Raw genomic sequence first — 26116 nt, forward strand, 5'->3', positions numbered from 1 at the left:
TATTGATCATGACGGACTGGGAGCTTCGGCCGGCCTCGGCGGCGGACGTCGAGGCGGTGGCCGAGTTGCGGGCGGTGGTACTGCGGGCCGATCTGGAGCGGCTCGGGCGGCACGACGAACAGCGGGTGCGGCAGCGCCTGCGGGACGGTTTCGCACCGGCGCACACCTGGGTCGTCGAGGTGGACGGCGCGTTCGCCGGCTGCGTGGCGCTGCGGCCCGCGGCGGACGCCCACTGGCTGGAGCACTTCTACCTGGCTCCGCGGCTACAGGGCAGTGGCATCGGCACGGCAGTGCTGCGCGAGTTGCTGCGCCGGTGCGACAGCGCCGGCACGCCGGTCCGGCTGAACGTGCTGCGGGGCAGCCCAGCCCGGAGCCTGTACGAGCGGCACGGTTTCACCCTCGACACCGAGGATGCGGTGGACGTGTTCATGGTTCGCGCCCCCAGGACGATCGCCGCCCAGACTCCGACAGTGTCAATGTAACGTTGACGGATGACGTCGGAGCTGGCGCGGTTGGCGGGGGTTCGCGCCACCCGCGCCCGCCTGGACGAGCAGGAGCTGGAGCTCATCGACCGCGCACGACACGACGGTGCGACGTGGGCTCAGATCGCGACGGCACTCGGCCTCGGCAGTCGGCAGGCCGCCGAGCAGCGTCGACAACGGCTGGTGGCGGCACGGTGGTCGCGGCGGCAGCAGCTCGACCTTCAGATGCCGCAGCAGGTCGCGGCGCTGCGGGCGGCGGTGGCGGACCTGGCTCGGTGGATCGGGGCCGACCAGCGGTGGGACAGCCGATTTCGTCGAGCGGCGCTCGTCCGGAGCACCGTGGACGCCGCGCTGGACGCGGCCTCGGGTTCGCTGCACGCGTTGGCCCTGCACCTCAGCACCGATCTCGCCGAAGCGGGTGAGCGACTGCCCGCGTCGGCGCGGACCGCCGCGATGAAGATCGACATTGCCCTTGTCAACGGTTGATTGACAAGGTCCAGCGGCATTGCCCGCACTGCGCTCAAGCTTGAGGATATGAGTCACCTCGACTCAACTCGGAGTGCTCATGCGTCGCAACGCGGGCCTGTTCGTGGCGATCTCCCTGCTGTCTGGCTTCGGTAGCAGCGCCATGTCCCTGGTCGCCGGCATCTGGATCCTGGACCTCACCGGCTCCACCAGCCTCGCCGCCCTCGCCGGGCTCTGCGTCTACGCCCCGGTGCTCACCGGCCCGTGGCTGGGCGGTCTGCTCGACCGGGCGGCCCGACGGCCGCTGGTCATCGCCGTCAACCTCATGCTGGCGGCCGCCCTGCTCGCGCTCCTCGCGGTGCGCGGGCCGGGGCAGACCTGGCTCATCTTCGCCGTCGCGTGCGCCTACGGCGTCAGCTACGTGCTGATCGACGCCGGCGAGACGGCGTTGCTGCCGTCGGCACTCGCGCCGGCCGAACTCGGTGACGTCAACGGGTGGCGCTCCAGCGCGCAGGAGGGCATGAAGCTCGTCGCTCCCCTGGCCGGGGCCGGCCTCTACGCGTGGCGCGGCGGCCACGCGGTCGCCGTCCTCAGTGCCGCCATGCCGGTCCTGGTCGCCACCCTGTACGCGCTCCTTCGCCTCAACGATGCGCCCACCGGCCGGCCCACCGAACGCGGCGGCGGCCTACGTACCGGATTGGTGGTCCTGTTCGGACAGCGAGCGACACGGCTGGCGGTCGTGCTCGCCGCGGTGTCGATCGCCATGTCCGGCTTCACGACCGCGGGAATCTACGCGATCGTCGTGACCGAGCTACGCCTGCCGACGACGTTCCTCGGTGTGCTGGCCAGCGCACAGGGCGCCGGTTCCGTTCTCGGTGGCCTGATCGTCGGCAGGCTCATCGCGGCGAGAGGTCCCGTGGCCGTCGGTATCGCCGGAACGGCGCTGTTCGCGGTCGGCTGCCTGACGCGTTGCCTGCCGTGGTGGCCGGCAACTGTCGTCGGGGCGGTGGTGGCCGGCGTCGGGCTGCCCTGGACCCTGGTCGCGGCGGTGACCGCCGTGCAGACCCACACGCCGTCAGCGCTGCTGGGACGGGTCTCCGCGACGGCCAACACCGCGATGTTCGGACCGCTCGTCGTGGCGATTCCGCTCGGCTCCGCGGCCGTCCACCTCGGTGCCCGCCCGCCGCTCATGGCAGCTGCGGCGATCTGCCTGACCGCCGTGGTGGTGGACCACGCGGGCCGTGCGATCCGTTGATCAAGTGATGAAAAAGAGGTCAGGAACAGCGCTCAAAGCTACTTTTCATCACTTGATCATGGCGCGAGCGGTGGGACGGGCACCGGGACGGCGGCACCGCCCGCCCGGATACTGTCTAGTCATGCCGCTCAGCCCGGACGAGGTCGAGGTGTTCGAGCACTCCAGGCCCCGCCTGGAGGCGATCGCCTACCGCCTGCTGGGTTCGGCCAGCGACGCGGAGGACGCCGTCCAGGACACCTTCCTCCGCTGGCAGGGCGCGGACCGGGAACACGTCGAGACGCCCGAGGCGTGGCTGACGAAGGTCCTCACCAACCTGTGCCTCAACCAGCTGACCTCGGCGCGGGCCAGGCGGGAGACCTATGTGGGCACCTGGCTGCCCGAGCCGGTCCTCGGCGGGGACCGGATGCTCGGCCCGCTCGACACCGCCGAGCAGCGCGAGTCCGTCTCGATGGCGGTGCTGACCCTGCTGGAGCGGTTGTCACCCAACGAGCGCGCGGTGTACGTGCTGCGGGAGGCCTTCGGCTACCCGCACGGTGAGATCGCCGAGATCCTCGGCATCACCGAGTCGAACTGCCAGCAGACCTACCGGCGCGCCAAACAGCACGTCACCGCCGAACGGGCACCCGCGGAGGTCGACCGGGCCACCGCCCGGAAGGTCGTCGCGGAGTTCCTCACGGCGGCCAACAACGGCGAGATCCAGCGGCTGGTGGAGTTGCTGACCAGTGACGCGACGAGCACCGCCGACGGTGGCGGCAAGATCCCGGCCCGGGCCGCGCCGATCGTCGGCGCACTGGCGGTGGCGAAGTTCCTGCGTGGCCTGTTCAAGCCGACCGACGTCAAACGGGACCTGGTGGGTGGCAGCCCAGCCGTGCACGTCGCCACCGCCAACGGCGCTCCGGCGGTGGTGGTCGTGATCGACGACCGGGTCATCGGCGTGATGTCGCTGGAGGTGACGCCCGAGGGCGTCGCGGCCATCCACAACCAGGTCAACCCCGACAAGCTCGTCCGCGCCACCCGGCAGTGGTCCGCCTTGGAGCACGAGGAGCCCACCCTCCGCGTCTGGTGATCCAGCTCATAGCCGACTCCTGTCAGGAATCGCGTCGCTGTCCGGTTCAGGAAGCGACCACCACCGAGACAGGAGTGCCACCATGAAGCACCGCATCGTCGTCCTCGGAGCGGGTTACGCCGGAGCCATGGCCGCCGGGCGTCTCGCCAAGCGGCTGCACCCGGACGACACCGAGATCACCCTCGTCAACGCCGACGCGGATTTCGTCGAGCGGGTCCGCATGCACCAACTCGCCACCGGACAGGACCTCACACCACGCCCACTGAGCAAGGTCTACGCCGGCACCGGCGTAACGCCTCGGCAGGCGCGGGTCACCGCCGTCGACGCCGACCGCAGGACCGTAGCGCTCGTCGACGACAACGGCACCGACGAGATCACGTACGACACGCTGGTCTACGCCCTCGGCAGCGTCACCGCCGACCACGGCGTTCCCGGGGTCGCCGAGCACGCGTACGACATCGCGGGCAGGCCCTCGGCGCTGCGGTTGCGCGACCGCCTCGCCCACCTCGCTGCCGGCGGGACCGTGCTCGTCGTCGGCGGCGGCCTCACCGGCCTCGAAGCGGTCACCGAGATCGCGGAGACCCGGCCGGACCTCGACGTCGCGCTCGCCGCCCGCGGCGGTCTCGGCGACTGGCTCAACGGCAGGGCGCAGCAGCACCTGCGCGGCGTCTGCGACCGGCTCGGCATCACAGTGCACGAGCACGCCGACATCACGCGGGTCGAGGCGGACGGTGCGGTCACCCGCGACGGTCGGGAGATCCCGGCCCAGGTGACGGTGTGGACGACGGGCTTCGCCGTGCACCCCATCGCCGCCGCCACGACCCTGGCGGTGGCGCAGACCGGCCAGATCATCGTCGACGCCAGCATGCGGTCGGTCTCACACCCCGAGGTGTACGCGGTGGGCGACGCCGCGATCGCCGAAGGACCGGGCGGCAAGCCACTGCGGATGTCCTGCGCCTCGGGCATTCCGATGGCCTGGCAGGCCGCCGACGCCATCGCCGCGCGCCTGACCGGTCGGGCGAAGTCCCCCAAGGCCCCACTACGCTACTTCAACCAGTGCATCAGCCTCGGTCGCCGCGACGGCATCATCCAGTACGTGACCGCCGACGACCGGGCCAGGCCCGCCCAGCTCACCGGGAAGCTGGCGGCCCGGTACAAGGAGTTCGTCTGCGCTGGTGCCGCCTGGAGCATGACGCACCCGGTCCTGTACCCGGTCCGCCGCCACCGCGTCGTCCCCACCCGATCGGAGATCCGCACGGCCACCTCGTGAACGGACGTGCGCCAGCCCTAGGCTGTCGCGATGGCGGCCACGGTTCCAGGTAGGCCGATGCCCTGCGCATGTGTGAGCCCCGGCTCGACTCGTAGCCGGGGCGACCCACCTCCCAGCGGCTCATCGAGGTGCGAGGACCCGACGCCAACCGGTCGGCGCTCCGCACTTGCTAGCTGTCGCCGTAGTGATACCGGCAGGCGATGATCTCGACGTCATCCTTGGTGATTCGGTACACCAGCCGGTGTTCACGATCGATCCGGCGGGACCAGAAACCGGACAGCTCTCCCCGAAGAGGCTCCGGTTTTCCGATGCCTTCGTCCACGTTGCGCATGACGTCCGAGATGAGGTCATTGATGCGTTTGACCAGCTTACGGTCCGTGTGACTGAGGTACTGGCTCCACGCAGTCGCGGTGAAGACCAATCTCATGCGACGTCTCGCACAGTTGCCGGGTCGATCAGGTCGCGCTCGACCACATCATCGCCCTCCAGCTCTGCCATCGATCGACGCAGGGCGGCCGCATTGCTCGGGCTGCGCAGGAGGTATTCGGTTTCCTTCATTGACTCGTACTCAGCGAGCGGCACGATCACCACCGGCTCGTGGCCTGACCGGGTCACCACCACTTCCTCCGCGTCGTTGATGACACTGTCGAGCTCGGCGGCCAGGTTCTGCCGAAGCTGGGTGAAGTTCACGGTTCGCACGATCACCTCCAAGTGGGTACAGAAAACTGTACCTCGACCCGACGATGCGAGCGACAGAAGTCCGGCCGTGTGAGGGTGTCGGGCGGGCCGGAGTCCCGCCGGGTGCCGGCCCGCCCGCATTCGCCCGAAACCGATTACCAGCCGTGACCCCAACCGGCTTGAGCCGGCGCGGCCATCCAGGTGGCCGCAACGATGGCCCCGACGGCCGCTGCGTAGATAACACGACGAACTCGCATGAGCTCTCCTCTCAGAGGGTGTGCTGCCGCTTCAACAGGCGACAGCGCTGACAGATCGTCGGGGCCCCACGTATCGGCGAAACTCGTCACCCGGTCCTGCTGGCCAGCGTCCCGGGTGACCGGTCATCAGCGTATTGACGCCAGCTCAGCCTCCGCTACGGTCGCTGCCTGTTCCGAACAGACGCGCCCTGTCCGGGCTGGTCACGGGTCTGTCCGGAGTTGTTCGGTCCGCTCAGGCCGGCTGCGTCTGCTCGACCAGGTGGACAAGCATCAGCGCCGTCCTCTCGTCGGGTTGCACGAGAGCGGTGCGGATCAGGTACGTGCCACGGGCCAGGTCAACGGTGAGGTGGGTGGTGTGCTCCAACCCGTCATCGGTGTAGGCGGAGTCGAACAACTCGGCTGGCCCGCTGGTCGTCCACGTACCCGCGTCCTCCCAGTCGGCGATCTCGACCGCCCGGGGCACCAGGCGGACGACCTCTGCCTCGGAGTCGGCGCACAGCCACCGCACGAAGATCCGCCGGTCCGGGAGGTACGTGGTGGAGGCCGGCTCGTCGGCCAGAACGAGCGCCTGGGCGGCACCGACGTCAAGCACCCCCACGTAACCATCGACCCGGCAGGCCCGGTCGTAGTCACCCCAGGAGTCATCGTCGTCGTCCGACGCGCCCTTCCACTGGCCGAGCGCGGTCGTCGGCACGACGATGAGCGGCCCGCCGCCCGAGTCGACCCACGGCAGCAGGCTGACCGGCGTGCGCGTACGAGCGAGAACCGAGGCCAGGTCGGTCATGTCGGTCACGATCGCGTCGGCACCGGCGGCGGTGAGGCGTTCGGCCTTGCCGGGTTTGTTGGCGTACCCGATGCAGGCGACACCGGCTGCTCGGGCGGCCTCGACGTCGGTGACCGAGTCACCGACCAGAACAGCGGCATCGGGTGCGACCGTCAGCGCCCGCAGGGCCTGCACAACGGGCGTCGGGTCGGGCTTCAGCAGATCAGGATGCTCGCCCCGCCCGACGACGGCGGCGAAGTAGCGGGCCCGGTCGCGGCGCCCGAGGTAGGCGCCGATGGCGGCGGCGGAGTTGTTGCTGACGATGGCGAGGCTTCGCCCGGTCGCCAGGCATGCCCTGACCAGGTCGAAGGCTCCGATGGTGGTCTCCGCGGACGCCGCCGCCTCGACCTCCGCCGATGCCAGGGCCGCACCGACGACGCCGACCAGCTCCGGCGCGAACGCAGCTGTCGCGCGGAACAGCGCCAGCGGGTCGTCTCCGTCGCGTAGCTCGTCGGGCACGACGACGCCCCGGCTGAGAATCAGCTGACGCAGGTCGGCGGCGATGCGCGGCGCGGCCTTGCTGCCGAACAGGCGGCAGATCGGTCCGTCGAAGTCCACGAGTACGGCTTCGGCCCGCTCGACGATGTCGGCGAGCCGGTCAGCTGGCCGTTCTGCCTCGATCGTCACCACGCGCTCCCGCAGGCCGTCTTCGCCGTCAAGGCTGTCGATCCTAGAGGCCGACGCGGGCCGAGCCGTCCGGGGACGGCTCGGCCCGCCTGCCGTCGCGTCAGGGTGTCACCCGGGTGGCAGGGCTGTCGCCGGGCAGACCTCCCGCGCTGCTGTCGGTCTCCACGGGCGGCAGCGGGGTGGTCCCGAGGACACCGCCGTCCCTGCTGTACGCGGTGAGAGTGGCCGCCCGGTCCGCTGGTACCCGGGTGGTGCCGGCGTTCGACGCGTCGAGGGTGACAGTGGCCGGGGGTGCGCCTTCGACCGTCACCGTGAGGCGGGCCGCGTTCGGCGGGGCGATCACCCGCACCTCGCCGGTGGCGGGACGGGCACCGTCCTCGGTCCGGACCCGCCAGCCGATCGGTCGCTGGTCGGCGCCCTCGGCCGGCAGCAGCAACCGTAGGTCGATGTACCAGCCGGTCCGGTCGTCGCCGTGCATGGCGTACGCGATCACTCCACCCCCTGCCGGTTGCACGGTGAGCAGCGCGGCGGCCTGCCCGTGATCGCGGCCCGACCACCGCACCCGTACTGTCGTGCCGCCGGCCGCGAGCTGGCTGTTCTGAAGTGCCGTGTGGACGAAGTTACGGAGGTTGGCCTCGTCGATCGGCGTACCTCGGACGGGTTGACGAGCACCGATGAGCAGGCCGTCCATCTCCGGCCCGGTCGGGTCGAGCCCGGCGTACGGGCCGCCGCCCAGACCGCCCTGGAAGAACACCCGTTCGCCGCGGCTGACCCGGACGACGGGTTCGTGCGGCAGGGGTTCGGGCGGCAGTACGGCGAGCCCGACTCCGCCTCCGTCCCCTCGGGCGATGTCCTGGTACTCCAGGGTGCCCCTCGACGTGTATCGAGGGTCGCCACTGATCGTCACAGTGGATTCGGGCGGACCGACGGCGACCGCGAACCCGGCCCGGTCGGGGTAGGCCCGCATCAGCGTCATCACCGGGTCGTCGTCACCCTCGCTGTGGCCGCTGTACCGCATCTGCTGGGCACTGGCCCCGGCGGGACCCACGTACCAGACCAGCGCCTCTCTGGTCAGCAGGCCGAACCGCAGCGGCACCGCGACCAGCGCGACCCGGTGGCCCGGCTGGTCACTGCCGTAGATCAGACGGATCCGGTCACTGTCGCCGATCTTCCAGGCACCCACCGGGGCGTCGATTCGCACCGGCGGATCGGCGGTGATCCGCGCCCGTAGCGTGTCCAGCCAAGCTTGATCTCCGGCCAGCGCGCCCCGTGGTGGTGCGTCGAGCAGCGCCGTCGGAGTGGCTGCGACCGCGATGCCCGGCGCCCATCCGGGCAACGGAACCACGTTGGTCTGGACCCCGACGAGCGCGACCCCGACCGCGGCGGCCAACGCCGTGCGGATCAGCCGCGTCCGCCGGTGCCGTCGCTCCCGGCGGGCGAATCCGGGCCAGGGATCCTCGGGTACGTCGACGCCGTGCGCGGCCTGCCGCAGCGCGGGACCGAGCGTCGAATTGGCGAAGCTTCCGGTCATGCCAGTTCCTCCTCGAGCCGTGCCGGGGACTGCGCCGCGGGTGGGGCGAAGTCGCTGCGCAGTCGGGCCAAGCCGCGCGACGCCTGGCTCTTCACCGCGCCGACGGAGCAGCCGAGGACCTTGGCGGTGTCCGCCTCGCTGAGATCCTCGAAGTAGCGCAGCACCAGCACCGCCTGCGTCCTGGGCGGTAATCGCCGTAACGCGGCGAGGAGGAGTTGCCGCTGCTCCACCTGCGCGTACGCGTCATGCGTCGGCTGGCTGTCGGAGGTCAGCAGCGGCACCTCCAACGGCCGCCGTCGACGCCGCCAGGAGATCGCCGTGTTCACCATCGCCCGACGTACGTAGACCTCGGGCGCGTCCCGGCGCAGCACCCGCCCCCAGCGCCGATGGGTCTTCTCCAATGCCGACTGCGTCAGGTCCTCGGCTGTCCCCCGGTCACCGGTCAGCAGGTAGGCCGTTCGGAGCAGCGATCCCCACTGTCGTTGCACGAACAGCCGGAACTCTTCGTCGTCCTCGTGCCGACTCACGCCACCTCCAGGTCGCGTCCACCTCGCGTCTGAGTGCGGACGCAGGGTGAGACGCCACCGGGGGTCTCCGGGGTTGAGTGGAAGATCGCTTGCCGGGCTCACGCCTCCGGTTGGTGACCCGTGGACGGCCCATCGGACTCAGCCTGACGCTCGGCCAACCAGGTGGCGTGTCCCTTGAGCAGGTATCCGATCCAGTAGACCGCGAAGAGGATCAGGAAGCACGCGAAAAACACTCCCGAGACGATGATCGCGAGAACGAGCGCACCCTCGCCGTCGCTCAGCCCGTAGATCGCGAAGCCGACGAGGCCCAGGAGGAAGAAGAAGACCATGTAGAGCGGCAGTGTCGAGCCGTCGGCCGGGTGGGCTGCCCGAGGCGACCACGGGACGCGAGGGTCGTTGCTGATCATGTGGGGAGTATGCGCGGCGCGCTCAAGGGGTGGGGTCCCGCTCCGCGTCGACTGCTGAGGGTCGACGCGGAGCGGGACCGTTGGCGGGCCAACGGGTCAGAACCCGCCCCACTGCTTGGCCGAGCACTTCCAGGTCTTCCCGTTGTCCTGCGAGACGCAGAACACGAGGATCTTGCCGAGGATCGGGAGGTTGAGGGTGAAGAGGTGGCCCTTGGTCTTCGCGTAGACGACGCCTGACTTCTCGGCGACGTCGGCCAGCGCCCACTCGGGGTCCGGGCGGTCCACTGTCGCCACCCGGCGCAGCGACGTGATGTCCCTGCCGTCGAGGAGCGTCCTGATCTCGTCCGCCGACGGCGCGCCGTCGCCGATGAGCGTCTGCACGCTGGACGGGCCGTCGACGGCGACACCGTTCGCCTTCTCGAAGGCCGCCTTCGTCCCGCCGACCGTGGTGCCGCCGGCCAGGTCGAGAGTGAGGATCAGCTCGCCGGTCCGGCGCGACAGCAGGCATTCCCAGACGGACTTGCCGGACGCGACGCACATGGTCAGGCACCACTCCCGGCCGCCGGAGGTCGACGAGGCGAAGAGCACTGACGTTGCCGTCCCGCCGTCGCCAGTGCCGTCGTACGTGCCGTCGGCGAGGTCGGCCATTGTCGTACCGAGCACCTCCCGGCTGCCCGGGATCGTGCCGACGACCTTGACGCCGTCGACCTCCTTGCCGGCGGCGAGCGCCGCGAGTTGGTCGCTGGTGAGGGTCCGCCCGCCGGTGTCGACGGCCAGCACCTTGTCCAGGTCGCCGACGGGCCGACCGGTCAGATCCTCGAGCTGTCGAAGCATCGTGCCCGGGGCACCGCTGTGGTCGGTGATCGTCGTCCGGGCCTGCCCCTCGGCGGCCTGCGACGGTGCGTACGAAGCCGTCAGTCCGACGATCAGGGCGGTCGTGACGATGGTGGCGCGCCTGGTGATGTCCCGCAGAGTTGTCATGCTGTCCTCATTTCCGTGATCGGTGTCGGCGGGGTGGGACGGGCTACCAGCGACACGTCACGATGTCGCCAGTGGTGTTGGGGGACCCCCAGTCGCAGTGGTCGTCGATCCACTCACCGATCTCGCCGATCGTGTCCACGATCCAGGCGAACACCGACTTGATCGCGCCCCAGAGGCTGAAGTAGACGACTGTCGTCTCGGGTGTCCCGCCGGCCTCGTCGATGACGTCCTTCGTCGACATGGCGGCGTCGGGCTTCTCGATGATGTCCAGCACCCGTACCCCGGTGTCGTCATTGCCGGCCAGCAGCGCCTCGATCTGCTCCGGGGTCCGCTCCTTGCCGTCGTCGACCGCCACGATGGCGCGGTCGACAAGCACCTCCCGGCTTCCGCTGACGGCTTGGGCGATGCCGGCGATCTCGCCCACTGTGAGGTCGTTGCCGAGCGCGGGGCCGGTGAACTGCCGGACCGACACGGCACCGGACGGCTCGATCTGGATCTCGGCGGCCGTGATCATGTCGTCCGCCCCGAAGGGCGCCCAGGTGAACGTCCACTTCCCGCCGACGCACCGAAACGGGCCGTACTCCCGGCCCTCGGGCGCGGTCTCGGTGCGGAGGACCTTGCCGCGTTCGTCGACGTGCTGGACCACGCAGTCGACGCCCTTCCGTGGCGGCTTGTCGGTCTGGGCGACGGCGGCGGAGGACATGGCCAGCACCGTCGCGCTGACCACCCCGATCACCGCGAGGCGGTGTGCCAAACGACTCATCGAACGCTCCGTTCCTGATGCGGAAGAGACTGGTGTCCGAAGAGTGCCGGGCCGCGCTGAAGCGGCCCGGAAACGGCGCAGAAAGCGGCGTACGTCAGCGCAGCCGAGTGGCGTCGAGCTGTTCGAGGTCGGCGCGGATCGAGTCGGCGTCGGCATCGCCGAGCTCGTCGAGAATGGTCAGGGCTCGCCGCCACGCGGCACGGGTGGCGGGGACGTCGCCGAGCGCCAGGTGGCTGCCGCCGAGATTGACGTACGTGCCCGCCTCGGCGTACCTGTCGTTGACCTGCGTGAAGAGTTCGAGGGCGTGCTCGTAACAGGCGATGGCCCGGCGGTCGTCGCCGAGCTGGTGGTGGGCGTGGCCGAGGCTGTCCCAGGTGTCGGCCTGCCCCTGGACGTCGTCCACCTCCTGCAACATCCGCAGCGCCTGGCCGCACGACTCAAGGGCGCTGTGGTAGTTGCCGAGCAGCGCTTCCTGCCAACCGACCGCGTTGAGGGTGTACCCCTGCCCGGCCCGGTTTCCGGCCCCCCGAAACAGGGTCAGCGCCCGCCGGGAATGGCGCAGCGCCTGCTGGTGCTGCCCCTGCCGCTCGGCCAGTTGGCCAAGGTTCAGGCAGGTGTGCGCCCGTCCGGCGTCGTCGCCGACGTCGGTGAACAGGTCGAGTGCGCGCCGCAGGTGGTCGTCGGCCTCGTCGTACCGTCGGAGCCGGGAGCAGGCGAGACCGAGGCTGCGGTGCGCGTGGCCCTGCCCCGCCTGATCCCCGATGCGGGACGCGGCGGCCAGCGCGATCTGTTGCGTGCCGAGCCAGTCCTGCCAGTGCCCCTGCCGGTGCAGAAACCCGGCCATGGTCCAGGCGAGCTGCCAGGCGTGTCCCTCGAACCCGGACCGCGCCGCGAGCGGCACGGCGGCAAGCAGGACGGGGACCTCGGTGGCGAACCACGCCGCGGCGGCCGATCGGCTCCTGGGGCGTTCCGGCGTCACACCCGCCCGGGGTGGCGGGAGGCTGATCGCGCTGAAGTGCGGGTGCAGTGCCAGGTCGGCGGCGTGAGCGGTGTGCAGGCAGTGGTCGAGCAGCCGGTGGATGGCGGCACGACGCTCGGCCGGCGGCTCGGCCTCCTCGGCCAGGTCGGCGGCGTACGCGCGCAGCAGGTCGTGGAACGCGTAGCGCCCGTACGTGTGCTCGGTGAAGAGATTCGCCCGGGTCAGCTCGGTGAGCAGAGGGCCGGTCGCCTGCCCGTCGACGCCGGCCAGGCTGGCCACGGCCGGGGCGGAGACGTCCGGGCCGGGATGCAGGCTCAGCAGCCGGAACAGCCGGGCTGCGGCCGGGCTGAGCGTCCGGCACGACCAGGAGAAGACCGCCCGTACGTCGGTGGCCTCGTCACCTGCGCGGAAGGCGTCCAGGTCGCCCAGCTCGCCGGCGACGGCGGTCAACGAGAAGTGTCGGTTGGTGGCGGCTCTGGCGGCCACGATGGCCAGGGCGATGGGCAGCCGGGCGCACCGGTCGGCGATGGTGTCGGCCGCGGCGGGTTCGGCGGCGACCTGGCGCTCCCCGAGCCGGCGGACCAGCATGTCGCGGGCTTCGCCGGGGCTCAGCAGGTCGAGGGGCACCGGTTGGGCGCTTTCGGTGACGACCAGCGGGATGAGCTGGTCGCGGCTGGTGACGACGGCGAGGCAGTCCGGTGAGCCGGGCAGCAACGGACGGACCTGCTCCGCGTCGCGGGCGTTGTCCAGCACCACCAGCAGTCGCTTGCCCGCCACCGTCGTGCGGTACAAGCTCGCCATGGCGTCCAGGTCGCGGGGCATTCGGGCCACCGGAACGCCGAGCGCCTCCAGGAAACCGTGCAGCGCTCGCGCCGGTTCGGTCGGTGTGGCCGCCGGGTCGAAGCCGCGCAGGTTGACGTAGAGCTGCCCGTCGGGGAAGCGCTCGGCCGCGCGGTGCGCCCAGTGCACGGCGAGGGCGGTCTTGCCGACGCCGGCCGTCCCGGACACCACGACGGCGCCGCCCCGGTCGATCATCGCGTCGAGGGCGGCGAGCTGCGCGTCGCGTCCGGTGAACGTGGGTACGGGGGGAGGCAGTTGCGCCGCAACCCGCGTCGGTGCCGCCGCGGCTGGTGCGGCGATGGCGGTGTCCTGGCGCAGGATGGCGCACTCCAGGTCGCGTAGCCGCGGACCCGGGTCGAGGCCGAGGTTCTCCCGCAGGTTGTCGCGCAACCGCCGGTACGTGGCGATCGCCTCGCCCTGTCGGCCGTCGCGGTACAGGGCGAGCATCAGCTGGGCGTGCAGGTGCTCGTCGAAGGGGTGTTGTCGGACGAGCCGTTCCAACCCGGGGACGAGGCCGGCGTGCTCACCGACGGACAGCCGGGCCTCGGCGAGCGACCGTTCGGCCTCCAACCGTAGGCGTGCCAGATGTTCGGCCTGTTCCTCAAGCCAGGCCGACCCGGCCACGTCGGCCAGCGGTGGGCCCCGCCACAGTGCCACCGCGGCCGTCAGGTGCTTCACCTGCTCGTTGGGGTCCGTCGAGCGCCGGGCCAGCTCGATGAGGCGCTCGGCGGCCTGGACATCCGTGGAGTCCGGCCCGGTGTCGAGCAGATAGCCGGGCTGGCGCGCCACGATCGATCCGGGCTCACCGAGCACCCCGCGTAGGTAGGAGACGTGGCGTTGCAAGGTGTTCGCCGCGGTGGCTGGTAGCTGGTCGCCCCAGACCACGTCGACGAGTCGGTCGATGCTGACGACACGGCCTGCGTGCAGCGCCAACGTGGCCAGTACCGCCTTGCGGCGTACACCGTTCAGCGCCTGCGGAGCGCCGGCGACGACCACCTCCACCGGCCCGAGCAGCCTGACCCGCACGCCCGTACCAACCATCGAGATCACCGAATCAGGCTAAATCTCCGCCCCGGCATGCTCGATCCGATCGTCGCGCACTGGACACGATCCACGGGGCACCAGAGCCGGACTCCGGGAGCTACCCTCTAGCGCACTACGGCAGGGAGGTGCGCCGATGAGCCGTCGGCTGCGGCGCGTCGCGATGGTGCTGCTCGGCGCGGTGTTGCTGGGCGCGGTCGGCCTCAGCCTCGGTTCCTGGTACGGCGGTCGCGGCGTCACGCCACCCACCGGCGATCAGGCACAGCGCGCGGCGGCGCAGCTGCTTCCCGGTGCGGTGCCGGTCGACTCGGGTCAGGTCGTGCACGGCTACCGGTGGGGCGTTCATCTCGCTGCCGACGACCTGGGCTCGGGCCGGACGTCCTTCCGGTACGACGATGGTGACGACTGTGGGCTCTCGGAGCAGTTGCGGCGCAACGCCGCGAGGCAGGGGTGGGAGGGTCTTCGCCGCGTACCCGGCTACCTGTGCGACGGCTGGCGGGCTGAGCGCGACGGACAGACGTTCACGCTCGACTACTCGGCGAGCGGGGCAGAGCTGACCATCGCATCGGCCGCGCCCGCCACGTTCCTCGCCAGCGCTGTCGCTGGCACCCTCACCGGTGCAGCAGCCGGCGCGGCGCTGTTCGGGTGGGTGGGACGGCGGCGTCGACCCGTACCCCTGCTGGTCGGCACCCTGGTCACGGTTGGCCTCCTCCCGGGCGCCGCCCTCACCTGGACGGCCCTGGGTCCGGGCATCGTCACCGAGCCGGTCTGGCCCGTCTGGCCCGCTCTCGCCCCCGTGCTCGTGCCACTGTGGCTCGTGCTCCTCCTGGTCGGCGTGTACGCCTTCCCGAAACGCGAGACCGGGACCGACCCCAGCTCTCGGGTCACGGCGGTGGTGGTGAGTGTCGCGTGCGGCCTGGCCCCCGTGGTGATGGCCGCCGCTCTGGTTCTGGTGTTCCTTCGAGCGGCGCCCTCCCCATAGCTGCCAGAACTTCAATGCACGTTCGGGATCATGGGTGGCCGTAGGCTGATCCCCGCCCAGAAGTCGTCGATGGAGAGCGTTGTGACCACACGTAACGGCAAGGTGATCGCCGACCAGACCGTCTCCGCCGACGGATACTCGGCCGGGCTCAACCAGACCGAGGAACGCCCGTTCGGCGACGACGGCGGTGACGGCGGGGGCCGTGGACTGCACGCCTGGATGTTCGACCACGCCGAGGAGAACCAGGCCGAGCTCGACCAGCTCACCGACGCGTCGGCGGTCATCATGGGGCGCAACATGTTCGGCCCCGTGCGCGGTGCGTGGGATCGGCAGTGGAACGGCTGGTGGGGTGACGACCCACCGTTCCACAAGCCGGTGTTCGTGCTCACCCATCACGCACGCGAGCCGCAGCCGATGGAGGGCGGCACCACCTTTCACTTCGTCACCGACGGCATCGAGTCGGCGCTCACGCGGGCCCGTGCGGCGGCCGGTGGCGGCGACATCCTGATCCACGGCGGTGCGACCACCATCAACCAGTACCTCGCCGCCGGCCTCGTCGACGAGCTGCGGCTGCACCTGGTGCCGTTCACCCTCGGCACCGGTGTGCGGCTGTTCGACGGCGTCCCGTCGCTGAAGCTGGAACAGGTGACGGCACGGGCGGCAAGCTCGGTCCTGCACGTCACCTACCGCGTGCTCTCCTGAACCGCCGGAGGATGCGTTGTCCGCCATCGCGTCACTGACAGTGGTCCCGAGGGACAGCATCGTTGAGCTGGCCCGCCTGGCCCGCACATCGCCGTCGTCGTTCCGCGCGTACCTGGCCGAACACGGGCGCAGTGCGCGGCAGGAGTACGACTGGTCCGGCTACTGCATGCTGTACGTCCTGACCTATCTGGAGGAGCGCGGCATCGACCTGGATCCGCCGGAGTTCAACGCCGAGTCGGAGGCCATCAACAGCGCGTACGGCCTGACCACGCTCATCACTCCCGCACCAGGATTACTGGATCAGCTCGATCCCGGCGCGCACCACGCGGAGGATTTGGCGGCCCACTTCGCCGAGATGGGGATGGACTTCGAGGAGAGTGGCCCGGCCGGGCTGGACGGGCTGAGGCTGTTGCGCGACTGCGTCTCCGACCTCAGCGACCACCAGGTGTTGCTGCTGCACATCGGCTGAGGCCGACTCGTCCAGGCGGAGGACGCTGCCTGACCCGCAGGCCGGTTTGGTTCCGGCGACGGTGGGAACCCGCGGCACCGGCAGGCTCTTGGATGACCACCGTGGGGGGGCTCATGCGCTGGTTTCGCGCGGCTCGCGGCGTCTCCACCGAGGGCACAACCAGATCCAGCAACCCGATCGGTGCGGAACGAGATCCGAAGCGGGCAGTCACCTTCAGTGACGCGGTCATTGCCATCGCCGTTACCCTGCTCGTCCTGGAGATCCAGCCGCCGGAGGACACCGAGCACCTGCTCCGCGGCCTCATCGAACTGTGGCCCTCATACCTGGCGTACGCGATCACCTTCCTGCTGATCGGGCAGATGTGGGTGAACCACCACGTCATGTTCGACCACATCCGCTCCGCCGACCGCATGCTGCTCCTGCTCAACACCCTGCTGCTGATGGTGATCGCATTTCTGCCGTTCGCCTCGTCCCTCCTGGCCCACGCGTTCGAGTCGGGCCACGGCAAGCGGACCGCACTCATCTTCTACGGGGCCACCTACGTGGTAGCCGCCATCCTCTTCAACGTGATCTGGGAGTACGCCAGGCACGGCCGTCGTCTGCTGACCTCCACCACCGACGACGACACCGCACGGGCGATCAGCAGACGCTTCCGCCCCGCGCCGTTCTGGATCGTCGTCGGGACCGCACTGGGCGCCATTCATCCGGTCGTGGGCCTCGTGGTGGTCATCGCGTTCATCCCGTTCTACTGGCTGCCGATCAGAGGCGAGGTCGGCAGCATCAAGCGCACCCGCGAGCAGAGTCACGGTGACCAGTAGCCACGAACCAGCCGCCCTGTCACCCCGGCGACTAGCGGGGCCGAAGGTCGCGGGGGGTGAGCGGCCGACCCGACGCGTCCTGGACGGCGACTGACACCGAGTTCTTGCCAGCCCAGTCCGGGCCGGGCGGTGCGGCCTGCACCACGAAGCGCCGGGACCCGTCGGAGCCATGGACCTTGAGGGGCACCAGTTTGGCGTTGCGGAAGCGGACCTGGACATCGCCGCCGTCCGCTGCCACCTCGGCTCGGGCGGCAGCGGCGGGGAGCATGCCGAAGATGATCGGGGCGGCGGCGCCGCGGAGCGTACGGACGCTGAGTTCGTAGTTCTGCAGAACTCCGGACTCGGTGCAGGCGCGTTCCACTGTCGCGCCGTCCTGACGCAGGTAGAGACACTCACCCCAGGTGCTTTCCCGAACCTGGACCACCGACCACTGCACGCCGCCGGTCGTGCCTTCGGTGAGTAACCGGGGACCGGTGACGCTCGGCCGCCGCCCGTCCCAGCCCTCCCAGGTGAGGCCGCCGACCACGGCAAGACCACCGAACACCACCACGGCAGCCACCACGGTACGGAAACGGCTAGTAGACAAGCAGATCACCGCCTCGCGCGTCGTGCAGCCGCAGCGACACGACCTCGACCCGGTCGCCCGCGTCGGGTACGTACACGGCGTAGACCCGGTAGGCATCGTGACCCGATGCGATCGTGGTCGCCTCGCGTGGCGTCCCGTCGCCAAGGGTGATCTGGATCGACGTGGCGGCGGCCGGCACGATGCCATAGAGGATCGCCTCCGGCAGGCGCCTGCCCAGACGTTCCGAATGGACCTGCTCGACCCGCCCACCGGCCAGCCAGCCGTCGCCGTCTGCCACCCGGGGCCAGGCGCAGTCCTTGCCCGCCTCCCGCCAGTTGACGTACGGGTCGGAGAACGTCTCCCGTTCAAGTTTGGCGCAACGCACATCGAACGAACCGGTGACCCGGAGCCGATAGTTGTCGCCCTCGTCGAGGGTGAAGAAGGCGACGTTGCTCTTCCACCGGTCACCGATGGCGACATAGGTCCAGCCGGAGACCGCCAGCAGGACGAGAAGGACGATGAGACCCCGGCGTACGGCCCTGCGCGGTGCGGCGGTCATGCGGCGCTCCTCGGTGGGGTTGACGCACTCACGGTAGCGCCGACGCACCACCTGTCCTGTCAGCTCACCGTGCCCGGCCAGACCGTCACACGAATCTTCCACCCGCCGCTCATCGGTTCGACGAACTCGACGGCTGCGACATGCAGGTCGCCCTGCGTGCGAACGCAGTACCGACTCCCCTTGACGAATCTTGAGTTGCTCGTCGCGAAGCTGTTGAGCAGCGAGAGGCAGTCCTGTCGTTGTGGTGCGCTGGGCCGGGGCCACTTCGCCAGACCGGGCCAGGCCGGGTAACTCGTCATCAATGTGCCGGCGTCGTAGATGTCGATGCTCGGGTCCGGGCCCGTGGCGACCTTCGGTGGGTCCGCGTCGAGGTCGACGCCGTTGTTGGTGAAGAGCAACTCGTACGGTCCCGCGCCCGCGCCTTCCACCGGAGCGGCACGCGGTGACGTCGCCTGCGCGCCAGCCGTTTCCGCTGAACGGGGCGCGATGGAAGGCGTGGCGGTCGTCCCGGTGGCCGTCTGCTGACCGCCGTCCGCGCCGAACCCGCCGATCTGATGCACGAAGGCCGCGGCACCCACGATCGCGGTGATCAGGGCCGCGACGGCGGTGAGCATCCCGGCCATTGTCTGCCAGAACGGCTCCCGTCGACCGGAGCCGTGCTGCGGATCGGTCACGCTTCTTCCCTCCGCCACCTGGCACTCGCGCTGATCATCGCACGACCGTGCCACCCGTCGATGCCTCCGGACAACGGCTTCGACGTGAAGGGCATCGACAGTCGTCAGATGCCCATAGTGGGACACACGGTGTGGCCGTCAGGTCGTCTGCACCTACCAGAGTCGGACGACGCCGCCGAACCGTTTGGCCAGTACGTCGAGACCCCACAGCCCGACCGTGGGTGACGCGGCTGCCTAACCGTGCGCTTGACCGGCCTGCCCAGAGTCAGGATGAGTGCGGCCAGTGCGTCCGCGTCTCCCACGCCGGCCGCTGAGGCTCGTCGTTGTGCACGACGATGTCGGCGTGCTGGATCGGCCGGGCCGTAGCGAGGTAGAGCTGCTGGGAGGGGATGTAACGCTCCCGCCAGCGCCGTTCGACGTGGGCCCGGGTCGACCCCCGGCGCTCCCGGACCACGGCACGATCCACGGTCTTGTCGAATGCCGTCGACACGAAGACGCGCAGCTCCCACCGGTCGACCAGTTCCGGGCGCAGGAGGAAGACGCCGTCGAGGACGAGCACGGCGTCGGTCGGGGCGGTCACGACCGGCGGGGACAGCACGGCATCCGTTGCGCTGTCGTAGACCGCGGGTTGGAAGCGTCGATCTCCGCCCGGCCCCAGCGGGTCGAGGAGAACCCGCTTCAGCGCCTGATGGTCGTGGGTGTCGTGGTAGCAGCCAACGGCTGAGTACTCGCCGCGCGGATAGCGCTGCGCCCGAGGAAAGAGGAAGTCGTCGATCGTGGCGCGGATGACCTCGCGGCCCTGTGCGCGCAGGACGACGGCCAACTCGTCGGCGAGAGTGGTCTTACCAGCGGCGGGCGCTCCGTCGACGGCAACCCGCGTCGGGTGGCCGACTGCGACGGCCCCGACTGCCTCAGCCAAGCGCCCGAGCAGCTCGTCGCGGGTGCCTTGAACCATGTCCGGCCCCCTCCTCACGTCACCGCTCGCCGGTCGGGCCGGGATTGGAGCCCTCGTCGAAATCGGTCACATCACGTAGGGTCTTCCGATGGTCGCACGGTTTCTGGCGTACCTCCGCCCGCCGCTTGTCGTCTGCGGACACCTGGTTGCTCTGGTGTTGCTCGTCCTGGACGCGCGCCGTGAATGGAGTGCGTACGGGCTTGTCGTGCTCCTCCTGTTGCTTGGTGCGCTCGCCGCGATACCAGCGGCGCTGGTCGACTGGCCAGGGTTCCGGGTGATCAGCCTGATCGCACAGACCGTCGGAGCCGGCGTCATCGCGTTGGCTCTCCATGACTCGGCCGACAAACGGGCTCTCTGGGTTTACGTGCTGTCCGCCCTGGCGGCGGTGATCTCACCGATCAGCCGACCAGGGCTTGGCCGGACGACAGTGATCGGCGTGGGGACGGCGCTGGTGCTCACAATCGGCGTGTCGGCTCCAGCACTGGCCTGGGGTGGTAGCCAGCCCGAGGCGATGATTTGCGTGCGGGAGGGGCAGTCCGCTGAGGAACTGGTGGGCGAGAGCCACCGCTTCGACCCGAACAACGTGGTTGCGGGCTTCGGGTCGGAAGGGCCGCAAGCCCCGTGCCTGGAGGTGCTGTTCGATCCCGGTGCCACCGCTGGCGACGCCGCCGACGTCGTCCGCCGCTACTCCGTAGACCCGAGGGTTACGTCCGTCAGCCGGACACGCTGACGCTCACCGCACAGGTGCGCCAGTTCGCGAGTGCCATGAACCATGTCAGCCGCCCTGCCGGCTCAGGGGCGGCAGGCGGTCTTGATGGTGTCGACCCATCGAGCGCGTCGTTGTCTCCGTCGTGCAGCTCTGCACGGATGCCGTCCCAGTCCTGGAAGCCGCTCATCAGCCCTCCCCTCCGTTACCTCTCGAAGGCAAGGCAACCCTCGCACGCGATTTCGGCGACAGGATGTCGTTCTCCCACCACCGCGTCCAGGCAAGGGTCGATATCCGTGGCAGCCGCCGTCAGGACGGTGCGAGCAGTCGGATCTCGCAGCGGATCCCGTTGGCCTTGGCGAGCCGACCATCGCCGGTCACGAGTGGACAGGCCAGCAGCTCCGCTGCCGCGACATACGCTGCGTCGTAGGCCGTGACATTGCTTCGCAACTGCCACATCCGGTCGAGCAATCGCAAGACGTCAACCTCGTCGATGACCAGTGAAGGCAGAGCATCGACGGCCTCTTGAGCGCGGGCAGGGCTCAGTTTTCCGCCGAGGGCTTTGCCTCTGATCACCGACATGACTTCCACCAGAAGATGACCTGGCGCCGCCCAGTGCGGATCTGCGTAAAGTTCCGCCCGCGCCGCGTCGCCTACCGGCCCGTCGTCGACGAGAGCATCAGCCAGGACCGAAGCGTCCACGACGATCATGCGGCACTACCCCTCGGCCCTCGCTGCTCCCGCTGGTCTGTCAGCTCCGCAGAGCTCTCCCCCGGAAGGGCTCGAGTGCCATCAGAACGGCCGGCGAAGCGATCAAGGGTCGCTGTGTTGCGCAGACGTCGAGCCTGCGTCTCCACCAACTCCAGCAGGTACGCCTGGAGCGACTGCCCGCGTTCCTTGGCCTGGGCAGCCAAGGCATCTCGCACCTCTTCAGGCACGTCCCGAATTTGGATAGCAACCATGCATTCATTATGCATGCATGAATGCCTCGCTACCTGGAAGAAGGCCCTCGCGCCGTCGCCGGCAGCGGGATTTGACCAGGAAATTTGTGTGGTGGGGCGGAGGTACCACCATGCGAACCACGCCGCCACCATCCCTGGTGATCCGCTGATCCTGATTTTCCCAGGGCGCGGCGTCTGGCGACCTCGACCCCGAGCAGCCAAGGCCGCTGACGCATGCGGCCAAGCAGGCTAAACTAATCCCTTAGCTAAGCGAGGAGGTCACGCCATGTCGGCTGAGGCTGTGCACTACAACATGCATGATGCCAAGACCCATCTGTCGCGCATCATTGAACGGGTGGAACACGGCGAGGAGATCATCATCGACCGGGCGGGCACCCCGGTGGCGAAGGTCGTACCGCTGGTCCGGCGGGCCAACCGCACCGCAGTCGGCTCCCTCGCCGGACAACTGGACCTCTCCGGTGACTGGGACTCAGCACAGACCAACGCCGAGATCGCCGACGACTTCGGCATCGGCGCATGAACCTGCTGCTGGATACTCACGTCGCGCTCTGGGCCATCACTGGCGACCCGACTCTCGGTGCCGAGTTGCTCGACCGACTACGCCACGAGCCGGACATCTTTCTCTCCCCGGTCACCCTTTGGGAAATCACCATCAAACAAAGCACCGGAAAACTCACCGGACCCCCTGACCTCGCAGAGCGGGTAAGGGACATGGGCTTTCGAGAACTCCCGGTGACCTACGCCCACGCCATAGCCGCCGGCCGCCTGCCATCGCATCACCGCGATCCCTTCGACCGCATGCTGGTGGCACAGGCAATCACCGAAGGTCTGACCCTCGCCTCCCGCGACGCGTCGATAGCGTTGTACGACGTCGACGTCCTCAAGGTCTGACAGACAACTCGGTCAACGCCTGATACCCGCGAGAGGCCCAGGCCCAACTCGCCCACTGGCCGCCGAGCGGCGTCGGTCGCTTAGCCCCGGCGCACGCCGTGGCCTGCAGCTTCTCGGGTCTCCGACCCCTCCGGTTGGGTATCCGTTTCGGTGGGGCGGGCGGGGCTCGAACCCGCGACCGAGGGATTATGAGTCCCCTGCTCTAACCGGCTGAGCTACCGCCCCGAAACACCGCGCCGGATCTTATCCCGCTCGGCGATCAGCAGCCAGCATGAAGCCGGCCGGTGCCCACGCCTGAGCCAGCACGATGGGCAACAGGAATATAACAGCGTGCTCGGGTACGAACGTCAGCCGGCGCGCAGCTCGTCCAGTACGGCGCCGGCGGCACGCCAGCCGCTGGTGAGAGCGCCTTGGATCGATGGGCTGTCCCGGTGGTCACCGGCCACGAAAAGGCCCTTCCCCAGCGCCACCGGCTTGCGCAGCCGTCCCTGCGGCGGTGGCGCGGCGGGTAGCGCTTCGGGAATGGCCACTGTGGTGAGGTGGGTCCAGTCGGCGGTGGAGCGGCCGTACAGCCGGGCCAACTCGGCCCGGATGGTCGGCTCGGGTGGGGCCGTCGGGCCGACCACCGAGGTGGCGATCAGGTGCCGTCCCGTGGGCGCGTACGTCGTGGCGGCGTTGCTGAGCACCACGGTGTTGGCGACGAGTTCGCGTCGGTCGCCGTCGACGAGCAGGATCGGCTCGGTGAGCGGCGGCTCAGGGGCGCTGTGGTAGTAGGTGGTGTAGCTGTGCATGCGTACCGTCGCAAGGGCTGGCAGCAGCGCGGCCGCGGCGGGCGGGTCGACGGCGACCACGACGGCCCGGCAGTGGATGTCGCCGGCCTGGGTGCGGACCCGGCCCGGGGTGACCTCGGCGACCGGGGTGTTCAGGTCGAGCAGGTCGGCGGGGAGCGGCGCGGCGACGGCCCGGGGCAGCGCGGCCATTCCTTCGGCGGGCAGGCCGATCCGGCCGCGGGCGAAGGAGCGCAGCACCATCGCCAGCACGTGGCTGGAGGTGGAGAGTTCCCGGTCGATGAACACACCGGACAAGAACGGTCGCAGCAGCTCCTCGATGATGGCGTCGGAGAGGCCGGCGCGGCGCAGCGCGGTCTCGGTGCTGGTTTCCGGCGCGTCGAGCAGCCGGGACGCGGGGAGGGTGGCGCAGCCGGTGGCGAGGGCGGCGAAGCGCAGCCGGTCGAGCAGGGAGCCGACCCCGGCGAGCGCGGTGCCGGGCCCGCTGGTGGGCTCGCGCAGCGGGTTGACCAGCCGCAGCAGCTTGTCGCCCTTGCGGACCAGCACACCGGAGGTGAAGTAGCCGAGGTTGAGCTGGTCGGTGTCGAGCAGCGTGCCGAGCCGGGGGTAGGCGGTGTTGAGCACCTGGAAGCCCCGGTCGATGAGGTGACCGTCGACCACGTCGGTGGCGACCCGGCCGCCGAACCGACCCTCGGCCTCCACCAGCCGCCAGGGCACGCCGGCGCGGTGCAGCCGGCGGGCGGCGGCGAGGCCGGCCAGGCCGCCGCCGACGATGACCACATCGGTTTCAGCCAGCACCGCGCGCCTCCCGCTCACCATTCGCCCGGGACAACCGGCCCGGCCACCAGATCTTCGGCCCGATGTCGTACGCGAGTGCGGGCACCAGCAGCGACCGGACGATGATGGTGTCGATCAGTACCCCGATCGCGACCGCCGTACCCAACTCGACGAGCACCACGAGGGGCAGGACGGCGAGGGCGGAGAACGTCGCGGCGAGCACGATGCCGGCGGAGGTGATCACCCCGCCGGTGACGGCGAGGCCGGCGAGCACTCCGGCGCGGGTGCCGCGCTTGACCGACTCTTCGCGGACGCGGCTCATCAGGAAGATGTTGTAGTCGATGCCGAGCGCGACCAGGAAGACGAACGCGAACAGCGGGAACGACGAGTCCACGCCGGGGAAGTCGAAGACGTCGCGGAACAGCAGCGCGCAGAGGCCGAGGGTCGCCGCGAAGCTGAGCAGCACCGTGGCGATCAGCAGCAGCGGGGCGAGCAGCGCGCGCAGCAGCAGGGCCAGGATGACGGCGATGACCGCCAGCACCACCGGGATGATGACGTTCTGGTCGCGCTTCGCGGCGTCCGAGGTGTCCACGTTGATCGCGGTGAAGCCGCCGACGACCGCGTCCGCGCCGGGCACCCGGTGTACGGCCACCCGCAGCTCGCGGATGGTCCGCTCGGCGCCGTCGCTGTCTGGTGGGTCGGCCAGGGTCGCCTCCAGTTGCACCCGCCCGTCGACGACCTTCGGGGCGGCGTTCTCCTGGGGTGGGCCGGTCTGCGGGCCGGCGGTGAGGGGGCGGACGTCGGCGACCCCGGGCACGTCAGTCGCCACCTGGGCGATCTGTCGGGCGGTCTGCTCGGTGGTGAAGATGGTGGCCGGGCTGCCGGTGCCGGCCGGGTAGTGCCGGGAGATGACCTCCTGACCGTCGACCGAGTCGGTGCGCTGGGTGAACAGGTCGGACTGCCCGAGGGTGGTGGCGCCGAGCTGGGTGAGGCCGAGGGTCAGCAGGGCCAGCACGACGGCGGTGCTCAGCCAGATCGGGCGGGCGTGCCGGGCGACGAAGCCGGCGACGCGGCTCCAGATGCCGTGTTCGGCCCGAGGGTCGGCCTGGTCGGCTCGGGGTCGTCGGGGCCAGAACGCCCACCGTCCGCCGAGCACCAGCAGCGCGGGTAGGAAGGTGAGCATCACCAGCAGGGTGGCGGCGATGCCGATGGCGGCGACCGGTCCGAGCGCCCGGTTGGAGTTGAGGCTGGACAGCAGCAGGCAGAGCAGGCTGACGATGACGGTGCCGCCGGACGCGATGATGGCCGGCGCGGCGCCCTTCCAGGCGGCCTTCATGGCGTCCCATGGGCGCTCGTGCCGGTGCAGTTCTTCCCGGTAGCGGGCGATCAGCAGCAACGCGTAGTCGGTGCCGGCGCCGAAGACCAGCACGGTGAGGATGCCCTGGGCCTGCCCGTTGAGCTTGACCACGTCCGCGTCGGCGAGCAGGTAGACGAAGACCGAGGCGAGGGCGTACGACATCCCGGCGGCGAGCAGCGGGAAGATCCACAGGACCGGGCTGCGGTAGACGACCAGCAGGATGACAAGCACCACGACCAGGGTGACCAGCAGCAGTGGTCCGTCGATGGCGGAGAAGACCTCGATCAGGTCGGCGAGCAGACCGGCCGGGCCGGAGACGTCCACGGTGAGGCCGTCCCGGTCCCCGCCGGTGATGTCGCGCAGTTGCTCGACGACGGTGCCGATCTCCTCGCCCTCGGCGTCGTCCACCGGTACGACGACCTGGAGGGCCTGGCCGTCGTCGCTCGGGATGGGCGGGGGCAGTGGGGTGACCACTCCCGGGATCTGGGCGAACCGGGCGGCGTCGGCGCTCACCCGTTGCCGGTCCGCGTCGGTGATCCCGGTGGGCCGCTCGTAGACGACCAGAGCCGGGATGGTCTGCCTGTCGACGAACTCGCTGGCGAGGTCCTGGGCTCGGGTCGCCTCGGCGTCGGTGGGCAGGAAGGCGGCGTTGTCGTTGGTGGCGACCTCGCTGAGGCGTCCCGCGTACGGGCCGGACACGCCGCCGATCACCAACCAGGCCAGCACGACCGCCACCGCGATCAGCGTGGCCCTGCCGCCTCGTCCGGACATCCGCCCCTCACACCTCAAGGTTCGACGCGCTCTGAGCGCGGCCACCATCGCCCATCCTGCCGCCCAAACCAGTCGAGACAGTGCGAATCCGGCATACCGTCAGCGTCGATCAAGGAGTTGTGGCGGTGGATGAAATGCGCAAAGCAGG

Annotated in this window: 30 protein-coding genes and 1 tRNA gene; 12 read left to right on the forward strand and 19 right to left on the reverse strand. The window is 70.0% G+C overall.

Going from position 1 to position 26116, the window contains the following annotated elements:
* Positions 1–8 precede the first annotated feature (8 nt).
* The 5 genes from ACFYPG_RS29220 to ACFYPG_RS29240 all read left to right on the forward strand — a co-directional run bounded on the left by ACFYPG_RS29220 (position 9) and on the right by ACFYPG_RS29240 (position 4538).
* A complete protein-coding gene (locus ACFYPG_RS29220; RefSeq protein ID WP_387354505.1) occupies positions 9–482 on the forward strand; it encodes a GNAT family N-acetyltransferase in 474 nt (157 codons plus the stop codon).
* A gap of 9 nt (positions 483–491) precedes the next feature.
* A complete protein-coding gene (locus tag ACFYPG_RS29225) occupies positions 492–968 on the forward strand; it encodes a hypothetical protein (protein ID WP_387354506.1) in 477 nt (158 codons plus the stop codon).
* A 79-nt stretch (positions 969–1047) separates the two neighbouring features.
* The gene (locus tag ACFYPG_RS29230; protein WP_387354507.1) at positions 1048–2202 is read left to right on the forward strand and encodes an MFS transporter; all 1155 of its coding nucleotides are present in this window, start codon (positions 1048–1050) and stop codon (positions 2200–2202) included.
* Positions 2203–2323: 121 nt separating this feature from the next.
* Positions 2324–3268 (forward strand): RNA polymerase sigma-70 factor, encoded by a 945-nt coding sequence (locus tag ACFYPG_RS29235; protein ID WP_387354508.1) that lies wholly within the window; start codon positions 2324–2326, stop codon positions 3266–3268.
* Between the two features lie 82 nt (positions 3269–3350).
* A complete protein-coding gene (locus tag ACFYPG_RS29240; protein WP_387354509.1) occupies positions 3351–4538 on the forward strand; it encodes an NAD(P)/FAD-dependent oxidoreductase in 1188 nt (395 codons plus the stop codon).
* Between the two features lie 169 nt (positions 4539–4707).
* On the opposite strand, the gene ACFYPG_RS29245 is transcribed toward ACFYPG_RS29240, so the two are convergent.
* The 9 genes from ACFYPG_RS29245 to ACFYPG_RS29285 all read right to left on the reverse strand — a co-directional run bounded on the left by ACFYPG_RS29245 (position 4708) and on the right by ACFYPG_RS29285 (position 13992).
* Positions 4708–4965, reverse strand: coding sequence for a Txe/YoeB family addiction module toxin (locus ACFYPG_RS29245; RefSeq protein WP_387354510.1), 258 nt, complete (start codon positions 4963–4965; stop codon positions 4708–4710).
* Complete coding sequence (locus ACFYPG_RS29250; RefSeq protein WP_387354511.1) at positions 4962–5228, reverse strand: type II toxin-antitoxin system Phd/YefM family antitoxin; 267 nt, start codon at positions 5226–5228, stop codon at positions 4962–4964. The genes ACFYPG_RS29245 and ACFYPG_RS29250 overlap by 4 nt, the downstream gene beginning before the upstream one ends.
* 477 nt (positions 5229–5705) lie before the next feature.
* Positions 5706–6923 carry an Imm21 family immunity protein gene (locus ACFYPG_RS29255; protein ID WP_387354512.1) on the reverse strand — a complete coding sequence of 406 codons (1218 nt, stop codon included), beginning with the start codon at positions 6921–6923 and terminating at the stop codon, positions 5706–5708.
* Between the two features lie 100 nt (positions 6924–7023).
* Positions 7024–8454 (reverse strand): hypothetical protein, encoded by a 1431-nt coding sequence (locus ACFYPG_RS29260; RefSeq protein ID WP_387354513.1) that lies wholly within the window; start codon positions 8452–8454, stop codon positions 7024–7026.
* Positions 8451–8981, reverse strand: coding sequence for a SigE family RNA polymerase sigma factor (locus ACFYPG_RS29265; RefSeq protein ID WP_387354514.1), 531 nt, complete (start codon positions 8979–8981; stop codon positions 8451–8453). The genes ACFYPG_RS29260 and ACFYPG_RS29265 overlap by 4 nt, the downstream gene beginning before the upstream one ends.
* 98 nt (positions 8982–9079) lie before the next feature.
* A complete protein-coding gene (locus ACFYPG_RS29270; RefSeq protein ID WP_387354515.1) occupies positions 9080–9388 on the reverse strand; it encodes a hypothetical protein in 309 nt (102 codons plus the stop codon).
* Between the two features lie 96 nt (positions 9389–9484).
* Positions 9485–10369: a hypothetical protein gene (locus tag ACFYPG_RS29275; protein ID WP_387354516.1), complete on the reverse strand. Its 885-nt coding sequence runs from the start codon at positions 10367–10369 to the stop codon at positions 9485–9487.
* A 43-nt stretch (positions 10370–10412) separates the two neighbouring features.
* The gene (locus tag ACFYPG_RS29280) at positions 10413–11132 is read right to left on the reverse strand and encodes a hypothetical protein (RefSeq protein WP_387354517.1); all 720 of its coding nucleotides are present in this window, start codon (positions 11130–11132) and stop codon (positions 10413–10415) included.
* A 94-nt stretch (positions 11133–11226) separates the two neighbouring features.
* Positions 11227–13992, reverse strand: coding sequence for a BTAD domain-containing putative transcriptional regulator (locus tag ACFYPG_RS29285; protein ID WP_387354567.1), 2766 nt, complete (start codon positions 13990–13992; stop codon positions 11227–11229).
* A gap of 136 nt (positions 13993–14128) precedes the next feature.
* On the opposite strand from ACFYPG_RS29285, the gene ACFYPG_RS29290 reads away from it, so the two are divergent.
* The 4 genes from ACFYPG_RS29290 (at position 14129) to ACFYPG_RS29305 (ending at position 16963) form a co-directional block, all read left to right on the forward strand.
* Entirely contained in the window at positions 14129–14974 is an 846-nt protein-coding gene (locus ACFYPG_RS29290; RefSeq protein WP_387354518.1) for a hypothetical protein, read from the forward strand.
* 81 nt (positions 14975–15055) lie between these two features.
* Positions 15056–15676, forward strand: a complete 621-nt coding sequence (locus ACFYPG_RS29295; RefSeq protein WP_387354519.1) for a dihydrofolate reductase family protein — start codon at positions 15056–15058, stop codon at positions 15674–15676.
* Positions 15677–15692: 16 nt separating this feature from the next.
* Positions 15693–16145, forward strand: a complete 453-nt coding sequence (locus ACFYPG_RS29300; protein ID WP_387354520.1) for a hypothetical protein — start codon at positions 15693–15695, stop codon at positions 16143–16145.
* Between the two features lie 92 nt (positions 16146–16237).
* Positions 16238–16963: a TMEM175 family protein gene (locus ACFYPG_RS29305; protein ID WP_387354521.1), complete on the forward strand. Its 726-nt coding sequence runs from the start codon at positions 16238–16240 to the stop codon at positions 16961–16963.
* A gap of 31 nt (positions 16964–16994) precedes the next feature.
* On the opposite strand, the gene ACFYPG_RS29310 is transcribed toward ACFYPG_RS29305, so the two are convergent.
* The 4 genes from ACFYPG_RS29310 to ACFYPG_RS29325 all read right to left on the reverse strand — a co-directional run bounded on the left by ACFYPG_RS29310 (position 16995) and on the right by ACFYPG_RS29325 (position 19716).
* Entirely contained in the window at positions 16995–17549 is a 555-nt protein-coding gene (locus ACFYPG_RS29310) for a hypothetical protein (protein ID WP_387354522.1), read from the reverse strand.
* Entirely contained in the window at positions 17539–18087 is a 549-nt protein-coding gene (locus ACFYPG_RS29315; RefSeq protein ID WP_387354523.1) for a hypothetical protein, read from the reverse strand. The genes ACFYPG_RS29310 and ACFYPG_RS29315 overlap by 11 nt, the downstream gene beginning before the upstream one ends.
* Before the next feature lie 59 nt (positions 18088–18146).
* Positions 18147–18761, reverse strand: a complete 615-nt coding sequence (locus ACFYPG_RS29320; protein WP_387354524.1) for a hypothetical protein — start codon at positions 18759–18761, stop codon at positions 18147–18149.
* A gap of 265 nt (positions 18762–19026) precedes the next feature.
* A complete protein-coding gene (locus ACFYPG_RS29325) occupies positions 19027–19716 on the reverse strand; it encodes a cytidylate kinase family protein (protein WP_387354525.1) in 690 nt (229 codons plus the stop codon).
* A gap of 88 nt (positions 19717–19804) precedes the next feature.
* On the opposite strand from ACFYPG_RS29325, the gene ACFYPG_RS29330 reads away from it, so the two are divergent.
* Entirely contained in the window at positions 19805–20446 is a 642-nt protein-coding gene (locus ACFYPG_RS29330) for a hypothetical protein (protein ID WP_387354526.1), read from the forward strand.
* Here the strand turns inward: ACFYPG_RS29330 and ACFYPG_RS29335 are convergent.
* From ACFYPG_RS29335 to ACFYPG_RS29345, 3 genes are all read right to left on the reverse strand, one after another.
* Entirely contained in the window at positions 20430–20612 is a 183-nt protein-coding gene (locus ACFYPG_RS29335; RefSeq protein WP_387354527.1) for a hypothetical protein, read from the reverse strand. The genes ACFYPG_RS29330 and ACFYPG_RS29335 overlap by 17 nt on opposite strands.
* 119 nt (positions 20613–20731) lie before the next feature.
* Positions 20732–21133 carry a type II toxin-antitoxin system VapC family toxin gene (locus ACFYPG_RS29340; RefSeq protein ID WP_355009779.1) on the reverse strand — a complete coding sequence of 134 codons (402 nt, stop codon included), beginning with the start codon at positions 21131–21133 and terminating at the stop codon, positions 20732–20734.
* Complete coding sequence (locus ACFYPG_RS29345; protein ID WP_355009780.1) at positions 21130–21384, reverse strand: hypothetical protein; 255 nt, start codon at positions 21382–21384, stop codon at positions 21130–21132. Before ACFYPG_RS29345 ends, ACFYPG_RS29340 begins: the two co-directional genes overlap by 4 nt.
* 265 nt (positions 21385–21649) lie before the next feature.
* Here ACFYPG_RS29345 and ACFYPG_RS29350 point away from each other — a divergent pair, with 265 nt between their 5' ends.
* Both ACFYPG_RS29350 and ACFYPG_RS29355 read left to right on the forward strand, forming a co-directional pair.
* Complete coding sequence (locus ACFYPG_RS29350; protein ID WP_355009781.1) at positions 21650–21904, forward strand: type II toxin-antitoxin system prevent-host-death family antitoxin; 255 nt, start codon at positions 21650–21652, stop codon at positions 21902–21904.
* The gene (locus tag ACFYPG_RS29355) at positions 21901–22275 is read left to right on the forward strand and encodes a type II toxin-antitoxin system VapC family toxin (protein WP_354824914.1); all 375 of its coding nucleotides are present in this window, start codon (positions 21901–21903) and stop codon (positions 22273–22275) included. Before ACFYPG_RS29350 ends, ACFYPG_RS29355 begins: the two co-directional genes overlap by 4 nt.
* Before the next feature lie 151 nt (positions 22276–22426).
* Here the strand turns inward: ACFYPG_RS29355 and ACFYPG_RS29360 are convergent.
* The 3 genes from ACFYPG_RS29360 to ACFYPG_RS29370 form a co-directional block, all read right to left on the reverse strand.
* Positions 22427–22500: transfer RNA gene (locus ACFYPG_RS29360), tRNA-Ile, on the reverse strand.
* 122 nt (positions 22501–22622) lie between these two features.
* The gene (locus tag ACFYPG_RS29365; protein ID WP_387354528.1) at positions 22623–23861 is read right to left on the reverse strand and encodes an FAD-dependent oxidoreductase; all 1239 of its coding nucleotides are present in this window, start codon (positions 23859–23861) and stop codon (positions 22623–22625) included.
* Positions 23851–25968, reverse strand: a complete 2118-nt coding sequence (locus tag ACFYPG_RS29370; RefSeq protein ID WP_387354529.1) for an MMPL family transporter — start codon at positions 25966–25968, stop codon at positions 23851–23853. Before ACFYPG_RS29370 ends, ACFYPG_RS29365 begins: the two co-directional genes overlap by 11 nt.
* Positions 25969–26116: the final 148 nt, after the last annotated feature.

It is taken from the genome of Micromonospora sp. NPDC005553 (assembly GCF_042871765.1).
GTDB lineage: Bacteria > Actinomycetota > Actinomycetes > Mycobacteriales > Micromonosporaceae > Micromonospora.

Excerpts from the sequence above, each read along its gene's own strand:
- ACFYPG_RS29220 (WP_387354505.1), top strand. The coding sequence starts at position 9 with ATGACGGACTGGGAGCTTCGGCCGGCCTCGGCGGCGGACGTCGAGGCG.
- ACFYPG_RS29225 (WP_387354506.1), top strand. The coding sequence starts at position 492 with ATGACGTCGGAGCTGGCGCGGTTGGCGGGGGTTCGCGCCACCCGCGCC.
- ACFYPG_RS29230 (WP_387354507.1), top strand. The coding sequence starts at position 1,048 with ATGCGTCGCAACGCGGGCCTGTTCGTGGCGATCTCCCTGCTGTCTGGC.
- ACFYPG_RS29235 (WP_387354508.1), top strand. The coding sequence starts at position 2,324 with ATGCCGCTCAGCCCGGACGAGGTCGAGGTGTTCGAGCACTCCAGGCCC.
- ACFYPG_RS29240 (WP_387354509.1), top strand. The coding sequence starts at position 3,351 with ATGAAGCACCGCATCGTCGTCCTCGGAGCGGGTTACGCCGGAGCCATG.
- ACFYPG_RS29245 (WP_387354510.1), bottom strand. The coding sequence starts at position 4,965 with ATGAGATTGGTCTTCACCGCGACTGCGTGGAGCCAGTACCTCAGTCAC.
- ACFYPG_RS29260 (WP_387354513.1), bottom strand. The coding sequence starts at position 8,454 with ATGACCGGAAGCTTCGCCAATTCGACGCTCGGTCCCGCGCTGCGGCAG.
- ACFYPG_RS29270 (WP_387354515.1), bottom strand. The coding sequence starts at position 9,388 with ATGATCAGCAACGACCCTCGCGTCCCGTGGTCGCCTCGGGCAGCCCAC.
- ACFYPG_RS29275 (WP_387354516.1), bottom strand. The coding sequence starts at position 10,369 with ATGACAACTCTGCGGGACATCACCAGGCGCGCCACCATCGTCACGACC.
- ACFYPG_RS29280 (WP_387354517.1), bottom strand. The coding sequence starts at position 11,132 with ATGAGTCGTTTGGCACACCGCCTCGCGGTGATCGGGGTGGTCAGCGCG.
- ACFYPG_RS29285 (WP_387354567.1), bottom strand. The coding sequence starts at position 13,992 with ATGGTTGGTACGGGCGTGCGGGTCAGGCTGCTCGGGCCGGTGGAGGTG.
- ACFYPG_RS29290 (WP_387354518.1), top strand. The coding sequence starts at position 14,129 with ATGAGCCGTCGGCTGCGGCGCGTCGCGATGGTGCTGCTCGGCGCGGTG.
- ACFYPG_RS29305 (WP_387354521.1), top strand. The coding sequence starts at position 16,238 with ATGACCACCGTGGGGGGGCTCATGCGCTGGTTTCGCGCGGCTCGCGGC.
- ACFYPG_RS29315 (WP_387354523.1), bottom strand. The coding sequence starts at position 18,087 with ATGACCGCCGCACCGCGCAGGGCCGTACGCCGGGGTCTCATCGTCCTT.
- ACFYPG_RS29325 (WP_387354525.1), bottom strand. The coding sequence starts at position 19,716 with ATGGTTCAAGGCACCCGCGACGAGCTGCTCGGGCGCTTGGCTGAGGCA.
- ACFYPG_RS29330 (WP_387354526.1), top strand. The coding sequence starts at position 19,805 with ATGGTCGCACGGTTTCTGGCGTACCTCCGCCCGCCGCTTGTCGTCTGC.
- ACFYPG_RS29335 (WP_387354527.1), bottom strand. The coding sequence starts at position 20,612 with ATGAGCGGCTTCCAGGACTGGGACGGCATCCGTGCAGAGCTGCACGAC.
- ACFYPG_RS29340 (WP_355009779.1), bottom strand. The coding sequence starts at position 21,133 with ATGATCGTCGTGGACGCTTCGGTCCTGGCTGATGCTCTCGTCGACGAC.
- ACFYPG_RS29345 (WP_355009780.1), bottom strand. The coding sequence starts at position 21,384 with ATGGTTGCTATCCAAATTCGGGACGTGCCTGAAGAGGTGCGAGATGCC.
- ACFYPG_RS29350 (WP_355009781.1), top strand. The coding sequence starts at position 21,650 with ATGTCGGCTGAGGCTGTGCACTACAACATGCATGATGCCAAGACCCAT.
- ACFYPG_RS29355 (WP_354824914.1), top strand. The coding sequence starts at position 21,901 with ATGAACCTGCTGCTGGATACTCACGTCGCGCTCTGGGCCATCACTGGC.
- ACFYPG_RS29370 (WP_387354529.1), bottom strand. The coding sequence starts at position 25,968 with ATGTCCGGACGAGGCGGCAGGGCCACGCTGATCGCGGTGGCGGTCGTG.